We start from the raw sequence: 8,009 nt of genomic DNA on the forward strand, positions 1-8,009 counted from the left end.
CGGCGGGTTCCGTTACGCTTGCTACTCCTGTCTCAAGGCAATAATCGGATTGATCGCCGTTGCTCTTCGCGCGGGGATGTACGTTGCAATCAGTCCAACCAGCGCCAGCATCACCGGTAGCAGGACGAACGGAACAGCCGAAGCGGAGCTGGCGCCATAAAGCAATGCTGTGATTGTTCTGGACAGAGCTAATGCGGCGATGAGTCCCACGGCCAAGCCGATCACCAGCGAAACCGAACTTTGGCGGACGATCATCGCGAGAATGTCTTGCCGTCTCGCGCCGAGAGCCATGCGGATGCCGATCTCGCGCACTCGCTTTCCCACGGAATACGCAACTACTCCGTAGACGCCGATTGCGGCGAGCACCATCGCCAGAGCGGCGAAGATGCTCAGCAGCCCGGCTGCGAACTTTGCTCCCCAGAGCGCTTGCGTAATCACCTCGCCGATGGGCCAGACGTTGGTCAGCGGGAGATTGCGATCGAGAGCCTGCACGCGCTCGCGCACAGAAGCGAGCACGACGCGGGGATCGGCGCTGGAACGGAAGAAAAGTGTTAAACCTGGGCTCGGCGTTTGAATTAACGGCAGGTACAGGTATGGTGTCGGCTCTTCGCCCAGCGTGTTGTATTTGGCGTCCCGGGCAACGCCGACTACCTGGACGACATAGGGTTCGCCGAAGAACTTGAATCGCTTGCCGACTGGATCTTGATTGGGCCAGAAGCGGTGAGCGGCGGCCTCGTTGATAATCGCCACCTTGGGACTCTCTTCGCGATCGGTGCTGTCGAACTGGCGGCCGCGAATGATGGGAATGCCGAGCGTCTGGAAGTAATCCGGCGCGATGTTGTCGGTCTGGGTAAGAATGCCGGTCCGCGTCGACGTCCCTTCTTCCCCTTCCGGGAAGACGCTTCGCGAAATTGCCGTGCCTCCAAATAGAGGAACGTTGGTCGCCAGAGTCACGGAACTTACGCCGGGCAGCGTCTGTACCGTTTCCACTGCGCGGCGCTGGAATTCGCGCATGCGCGGCTGATCGTAGTTCAGTGCTCCCAAATCGAAAGACAACATTCCGAGATTGTGCGTGTCGAATCCGGGTTCGATCTTCTGCGCATTACGCAGGCTGACCAGGAAGAGCCCGGCGCCGATCAGCGCGACCAGAGAAAGCGCGAACTGCAACATGACGAATGCACTGCGAATGCCGAAGCGGCGTCCGGAGAAGATCTCGGAGCCTGCTCGCTCTTTCAGCTCGGTTACCAAATCGGGACGAGAGGCCTGCAAGGCCGGCAACAGTCCGAAGATGACGCCGGTGGCGAGAGAGATTAGAAGCGTGAAGATCAGCACGCTGCTGTCCAGTGCTAACTCCAGATTGTTGGCTTGCAGCAGGAACGGAGGACGGAAACTCCAGAGCAAGTCGCGCGCGATGTATGCGACGCCGAGGCCCGCGATGCCGCCCGCAAGCGCGAGCAGGATTGATTCGGTAAGTAGCTGCGTAACAATGCGAGCGCGTGAGGCTCCAATCGCCAGCCGTATGGAAATTTCCCGTTTTCGTCCTGCGGCACGCGCCAGCAGCAAGTTGGAGATGTTGGCGCAGGCGATGAGCAGCACCAGTCCAACCACGCCCATCATCAGTTCGCCGGCGCGCTCCGCCTGGCCTTGCACGTTGGGATTGAGAGTCGATTCGAGCAGAGGCACGACGGTGAAACTGCGTCCTTTGTTGGGAGCCGGGTAATCGTGCTCAAGCTGCGAACCAACGTTCTTCAATTCGGCGCGGGCTTGATCGATTCCTACTCCGGGCTTCAGCCGGCCGACGGCAAAGAAGTTCAGGAAGCGCCGGTCGTTGTACATCTCCTTGAGCACGCCGGCGAGGACTTGGTCGTGAGTCGCCATTGGTACCCACAGGTCCGGACCGCCGAGGACGGCGGTGCCTTTGAAGCCGCGCGGCATAACGCCGACGATCGTGAATCCCTGGCCGTTCAGCAGAACGTTCTGCCCGATCACGTTCGGATTGGAAGCGAAGTACCGCTCCCACAGACCGTGTGTGAGCACCACCACTCCGGCCGCTCCCTGCTGGTCTTCATCCGGACGGAAGGTTCGTCCCAAAGCGGCTTGCACGCCGAGCACATCGAAGAAGTTTCCCGAGACAAGTTGCGCGAAGAAGGCCTGCGGCTTGCCCTCCACGGTCATGCTCACGCCCGTGCCGGTGAACATCATGACGCTGGAAAACGATTGCGAGCGCTCGGCCACGTCCCTGGCGTTTGGCTGCGAGATCGGCAGGAAAGTGTTCAGGCCGCCGCGATTACGCTGGTCAGTTGTGAAGATACCCATCAGGTGGTCGGGATCGTGCACCGGCAGTGGATGAAGGAAGATCGTGTTAACAACCGTAAAGATCGCTGTATTGGCGCCGATGCCGAGCGCGAGCGTGAGGATGGCGATCAGCGTGAATCCGCGCGCCTTGCGCAACTGCCGGATGCCGTAACGAACGTCCTGCCAGAGAGTTTCCATGGATGTCTCCTGCGTTGGTGCTTAGACGCGAGTACCCGGGATTAGTAAACGTGGAGCCGGCCGCCCTCCGCCGGGTGGTCGGTCTTACTTGTCATTCCGAAGGCCTGGTGTTGGCCTGAGGAATCCCTATCGCCTTCCACGCCGAACCTAACTTTTTTCGTTTTGTAGGGATTCCTCTCTCCTGCTCACGCGAAATGCTGCGTGAGCATCCGCTCGGAATGACAAACACGAACAAACGGGCCTGTGCTCTATTTCGCTCGCATCGCCGCTTCTACCTCATCCGCCGTGTGCGGCAGGTCTTTCGTGATCTGCACCAGATTCCCGTTTTGGTCCACGTAATAAATGTCTTCGATGCGCACGCCAATCTTCTCTTCGGGAATGTAGATTCCCGGCTCGATAGTAAACACCGAGCCCTTATCGAGAGGCATGGTGTAGTCGCCTTCGTCGTGAACATCCAGGCCGACGTAATGCCCGAGACCGTGGATGAAGTACTTGCCTAACGACGCTCCGTGCAGATCCTTGCCGTGGGAATCGATGTAATCGCGTGCGACTTTGTTGAGGGAGTCCGGACCGGTGCCGCTGATGTGCGAAACGCCCGCTTTGAATGCCTGCATCGCCGCTTGCTGCGCGCCGAGGACGATGTCATAGATCTCGCGCTGCCGGGCCGTGAAATGGCCGTTCACTGGAGCAGTGCGCGTGATGTCGGAGGCATACATCGAGTACTCGCCGGCCACGTCCATTACCACTACGTCGCCCGAGCGCATGGTGCCGGAATCTTCGGAATAATGGAGTACAGTCGAGTTGAATCCTGATCCCACAATCGGAGCATAGGCAGAGCGCTCGCATCCCCGGCGCTGATATTCGTACTGCATCAGGGCCTGAATCTCGCGCTCGGTCACGCCGGGATGGATCGCCTTGAGTGCTGCCAGATGGGCGGCCATCGAGGCGCGCGTCGCTTTTACGATCAGATCGATCTCGCCCTGGTCTTTGGTGGTTCGAAGCTGGCCGATGAGCGGCTTGACCTCTCGGAAGCCGAAGAATCCGGCAAACGATTGCCCGCGCCGCAACCAGGCGAGAGGCTCAACCGACGCCGATTCCTCGTTGTACCCGCCGAGATCGGAATAGATTGGCCCGCGATTCGACTCTGGAAGAGCGGCCAGTTCGTCATGCATTTTGTCGAGCGGCTCGACTTTGTCGAATCCCGTGATTCGCGTAACTTCCTGATCACCCGGTCCCAATTTAGGACCAAGCCATTTTTCTTCCTGCAGGTTGCGCGCCGGCAGGAACAAGATCTCGGTATAAGGACGTGCCGGAGCGTTGCCGCGCGCATCATTCGTGGCTGCAGTAGCCGATGCGATCAGGAGCGCAGCGCCGGGTTCGGTCCAGCCGGTCAAGTAATAAAAATTTGAGTCCTGATGAAAACCGAATATCTCGTCCGGCCGCTCAACCGGCGCGAATAGCACAACAACTCCACCATTAGTTTTCTTCGAGAGCGCGATACGGCGGGCGTGGTAGACGCTTGCATTCTGGCGCTCGAGTGCGTGTAAGTAAGGAGAGAGGAGAACGAGGAACAGAATCGCGCGAAGCTTCTTTGTCATGGAGAAGCGAGATTGTACAACGAGAGCCGCAGGCGACTTGAAAGGCCCAACGGGCCGAAAGAAGCGCGCAGCCCAGCGGCGTAAGCCCTGGGTGAGAAAACAAATTTGACTCCAGAGCCCTGAAAGGGCGGCATAGCCGTCCGAGCTGGTCACAATCGCGCGTCTGTGTCGCCCTTTCAGGGCTCGTCTGTTGTGTACGTTTGACCCAGGGCTTACGCCGCTGGGCTGCGCTTCTTCCGGCCCCTTGGGCCTGCCTCGTTCTCTTTTGAAACGATTAGAGCCAAAACAGCGAGCAGAATCGTTGTGCGTCGTGAATAATCCAGGATTAATGCCCTTCTTGCTTTGATCCCGAGCGCGCTCAAGATCAGGCATTTGCGTACGCAGGAACTGCTTATGCTTCTGCTGCAAGTTCTTCTCCCTGTTACGTTCACCTCTTTGATACCCGCGTCACTACGTTCGGGAACATGTCTGTATGCGTGATTTCCGAATGTTAGACTTTGAGTAATCGGCATGGCGGAATACCTGGTTCAGACGGCGGACGAGCGTGGACACGTCTCCGAACACGTGGAGCATGGCGCTTCCGTGGGAGAGGTGCGCGACCGCTTCGTTCAACAAGGCCTGCTGGTTACCTCCATCAAAACACGAGGGTTGCTCGGCGGCGCCGCACCGCGACGGCAGAAGAAGGTAAAGCTCGAACAGTTTGTTATCTTCAACTCACAATTCCTGACATTAGTTCGAGCTGGCCTGCCCATCCTTCAAGGCCTCGATCTTCTCAGCAAACGACAGAAAAATAAGTATCTGAAGTCGATCATCGAGAATGTGCGGCAGCGCGTGCGGACCGGCGAGCTGCTGTCCGACGCGTTTCGTCATGCTGCGCCAGGCGCGATTTCCGGTGTGTACACCACCACGCTGCTGGCAGGCGAAAAAAGCGGCAACCTGGAAGAAGTGCTGGGACGCTACATTGCCTTTCAGCGAATCGCGTTGACCTTCCGCAAAAAACTCATTGCCTCGCTCATCTATCCGGCGCTGCTGGTGACCATGGTCACGCTGATGTTTACTTTCCTGCTCAGCTACGTGGTGCCGCAGTTCCAGACGCTCTATTCCCAAATTGGCAATGGGCAGCTTCCAGCTTTAACCGTCTTTGTGCTCGGAGTCGGCGATTTCGTCAAACGCTGGATCCTCTTTGCGATTCCCGCAATAGCGCTCGTCATTTTTCTACTTTGGCGTTGGAGCAAGACCGATGCCGGCGGATTGGCATTCGATCGTTTGCGGCTGGGGACGCCGATCGGCGGGGACATCTGGCTCAAGTACCAGGTCGCATTGTTTTCGCGCACGATGTCGACGCTTTTGAGCGGCGGCTTACCGCTTGTGCAGGCGCTGGAAACGTCCGGTCATTCCATGGAAAGCCGGCTGGTTGCGAAGGCGGTACTCGACTCTGTGCACAAGGTGCGCGAGGGACGTCCGCTCTCGCGCAGCATGGAGGAGAGCGGAGTCTTTCCCGAATTGGCATACGAGATGGTTGAGGTGGGAGAATCGACAGGAGCATTGCCGGCAATGTTGACCTCAGTTGCCGAGTTCCTGGAAGAAGACGTGCAGACGGCTCTGGGAGCTGCGCTGTCATTGATTGAGCCGGTGATTCTGATTGTGATGGGCGTCATCGTTGCGATTGTGCTGATCGCGCTCTACCTTCCCATCTTTCAGCTGGGCGCGGTCGCGGGCGGATAAGGATTTTCGAAATGGCAGATTCTGCAATTTTCGTCGGCGGAGCCGCAGATAGCGGTTCGGAATCCCGCGCTCGCGATCTGGCGAAGCGCTACCGCCGCGAGTTCGTGGATTTGAAGAACTATCACATCCAGCACGAACTCTTCCGAACCGTGCCCGTCGATCTGATGTTCCGCTACAACTTCGTTCCGCTCGAGGAACAAGGCGATGAACTCACGATTGCGATCTCCGATCCGAGTCGGCTGATGATGATCGACGAGATCGGCCTGCTGCTGAACAAACGTGTGCATACGAAAGTTGCCACGATGGAGCAGATCGACGAGATCCTGAAGAAGACCGAACAGTCGCAACGCGTGCTGGAAGAGGCGACTGAAGGTTTCACCTTTGATGTTGTTCGCGAGGACGAAGCCGGCGACGAAACCATCTCCATCGAGCGGCTGACTTCAGAGCAGGACATCAGCCCGATTATCCGGCTGGTGGACACCATGATCTTTACCGCGCTCGAGCGGCGCGCCAGTGATATTCACATCGAAACGATGGACGATTCCGTCGCGGTGAAGTACCGCATCGACGGCGTGCTGCAGCAGGCGATGCCGCCGATCTCGAAGGAACATCATTCAACGATCGTCTCGCGCATCAAGGTCATGAGCGAGCTGGACATCGCCGAGCGCCGCGTGCCCCAGGATGGCCGCTTCCGCGTGAAGTACAAAGGCAGGTTGATCGATTTCCGCGTCTCCATCATGCCCACTGTTCATGGCGAAAATGGGGTGCTTCGCGTGCTCGACAAGGAGTCGATGAGCGAGAAGTTCCGCAAGCTGACTTTAGATGTAGTCGGATTCGATGAAGAGGATTTGCGCCACTTCCGGCGGTACATCAAAGAGCCATACGGCATGGTGCTGGTTACTGGTCCAACGGGTTCGGGAAAAACCACTACGCTTTACGCTGCGCTGAACGAGATCAAGAGCGAAGAAGACAAGATCATCACCATCGAGGATCCGGTGGAGTACCAGATTCGCGGCATTACGCAGATTCCCGTGAACGAGAAAAAGGGACTGACGTTTGCGCGCGGCTTGCGATCGATTCTGCGTCACGATCCCGACAAAATTCTGGTCGGCGAAATTCGCGACACGGAAACGGCGCAGATCGCAATTCAGTCGGCACTTACTGGGCACTTGGTCTTCACCACGGTCCACGCCAACAACGTGGTCGATGTGATTGGGCGCTTCCTCAATATGGGCGTTGAGGCTTACAACTTCGTGTCGGCGCTGAATTGCATCCTCGCGCAGCGGTTAGTGCGCGTAATCTGCGACTCCTGTAAGAAGCCCGTCCGCTACACTCCGGAGCAGCTCGAGGCCAGCGGGATGGATACTCCCGAGTGGCGTGAGTTCACCTTCTACGAAGGCGAGGGCTGCATCGAGTGCGCGGGGACCGGCTACAAGGGCCGCACGGCGATTCACGAATTGCTCGATCTCACCGATCGCATCCGCGAGCTGATTCTGGAAAAGAAACCAACTTCGGAAGTGCGGAAAGCGGCGCGCGAAGAAGGCATGCGCTTCCTCCGCGAGTCAGCATTGGCGAAAGTTCGTTCAGGAACGACCACGCTGAAGGAAATCAACAAAGTCACATTCATCGAGACATCGAGGTAGCATGGCGCGCAATCGCATTCCCAAACCGAGACTTGCGTGCGAGATTACCGCGCAAGGCGTAATAGCCGCGCGCGCCAAATCCGACGGCAGCCGTCTCGATGTACACACCTGGCGCAAGCTGGAACGCGACCTTGTGCGGCCTTCGCTCACCCCGGGAAACATCGCCGATCCAGGTACTCTCACGCAAACCATCGAGAGCGCCTTGACGGCGGTCGGAGGCCGTAAGCGGGACGTAGTCGCAGTTTTGCCGGACGCGGCGATTCGCGTGCTGCTGCTCGATTTCGATACGCTTCCCGAGAAGACGGTTGAAGCCGAGCCCATTCTCCGGTTCCGTTTGCGGAAATCGGTCCCGTTCGACGCCGATCACGCCGCTCTCTCATTCCAGAGTTATCGAAAAGGGGCGGCGGTAAAAGTGCTGGCGGCCGTCTGTCCGCGAGAAGTATTGAATGAATACGAATCTGTGATTCGCGGCGCAGGCTATGAACCCGGTGTGGTCTTGCCGTCCACATTAGCGGCGCTCAGCGCGATTGAAGCGGAGCGTCCAACACTG

General features: G+C 58.1%; 5 protein-coding genes. 3 read left to right on the forward strand and 2 right to left on the reverse strand.

What is annotated here, in order from left to right; genetic code table 11:
- Positions 1-21 precede the first annotated feature (21 nt).
- Positions 22-2,493, reverse strand: coding sequence for an ABC transporter permease (locus VFU50_04815; GenBank protein HEU5232160.1), 2,472 nt, complete (start codon positions 2,491-2,493; stop codon positions 22-24).
- A gap of 248 nt (positions 2,494-2,741) precedes the next feature.
- Complete coding sequence (locus VFU50_04820) at positions 2,742-4,091, reverse strand: Xaa-Pro peptidase family protein (GenBank protein HEU5232161.1); 1,350 nt, start codon at positions 4,089-4,091, stop codon at positions 2,742-2,744.
- Positions 4,092-4,601: 510 nt separating this feature from the next.
- Here VFU50_04820 and VFU50_04825 point away from each other — a divergent pair.
- The 3 genes from VFU50_04825 to VFU50_04835 form a co-directional block, all read left to right on the forward strand.
- Positions 4,602-5,816, forward strand: a complete 1,215-nt coding sequence (locus tag VFU50_04825) for a type II secretion system F family protein (GenBank protein ID HEU5232162.1) — start codon at positions 4,602-4,604, stop codon at positions 5,814-5,816.
- 11 nt (positions 5,817-5,827) lie between these two features.
- Positions 5,828-7,459 carry a GspE/PulE family protein gene (locus VFU50_04830; GenBank protein ID HEU5232163.1) on the forward strand — a complete coding sequence of 544 codons (1,632 nt, stop codon included), beginning with the start codon at positions 5,828-5,830 and terminating at the stop codon, positions 7,457-7,459.
- Between the two features lies 1 nt (position 7,460).
- On the forward strand, positions 7,461-8,009 hold a 549-nt coding region (locus VFU50_04835; GenBank protein HEU5232164.1), incomplete at its 3' end, for a hypothetical protein.

The organism is Terriglobales bacterium (assembly GCA_035764005.1).
In the GTDB taxonomy this organism is placed as follows: Bacteria; Acidobacteriota; Terriglobia; order Terriglobales; family Acidobacteriaceae; genus Gp1-AA112.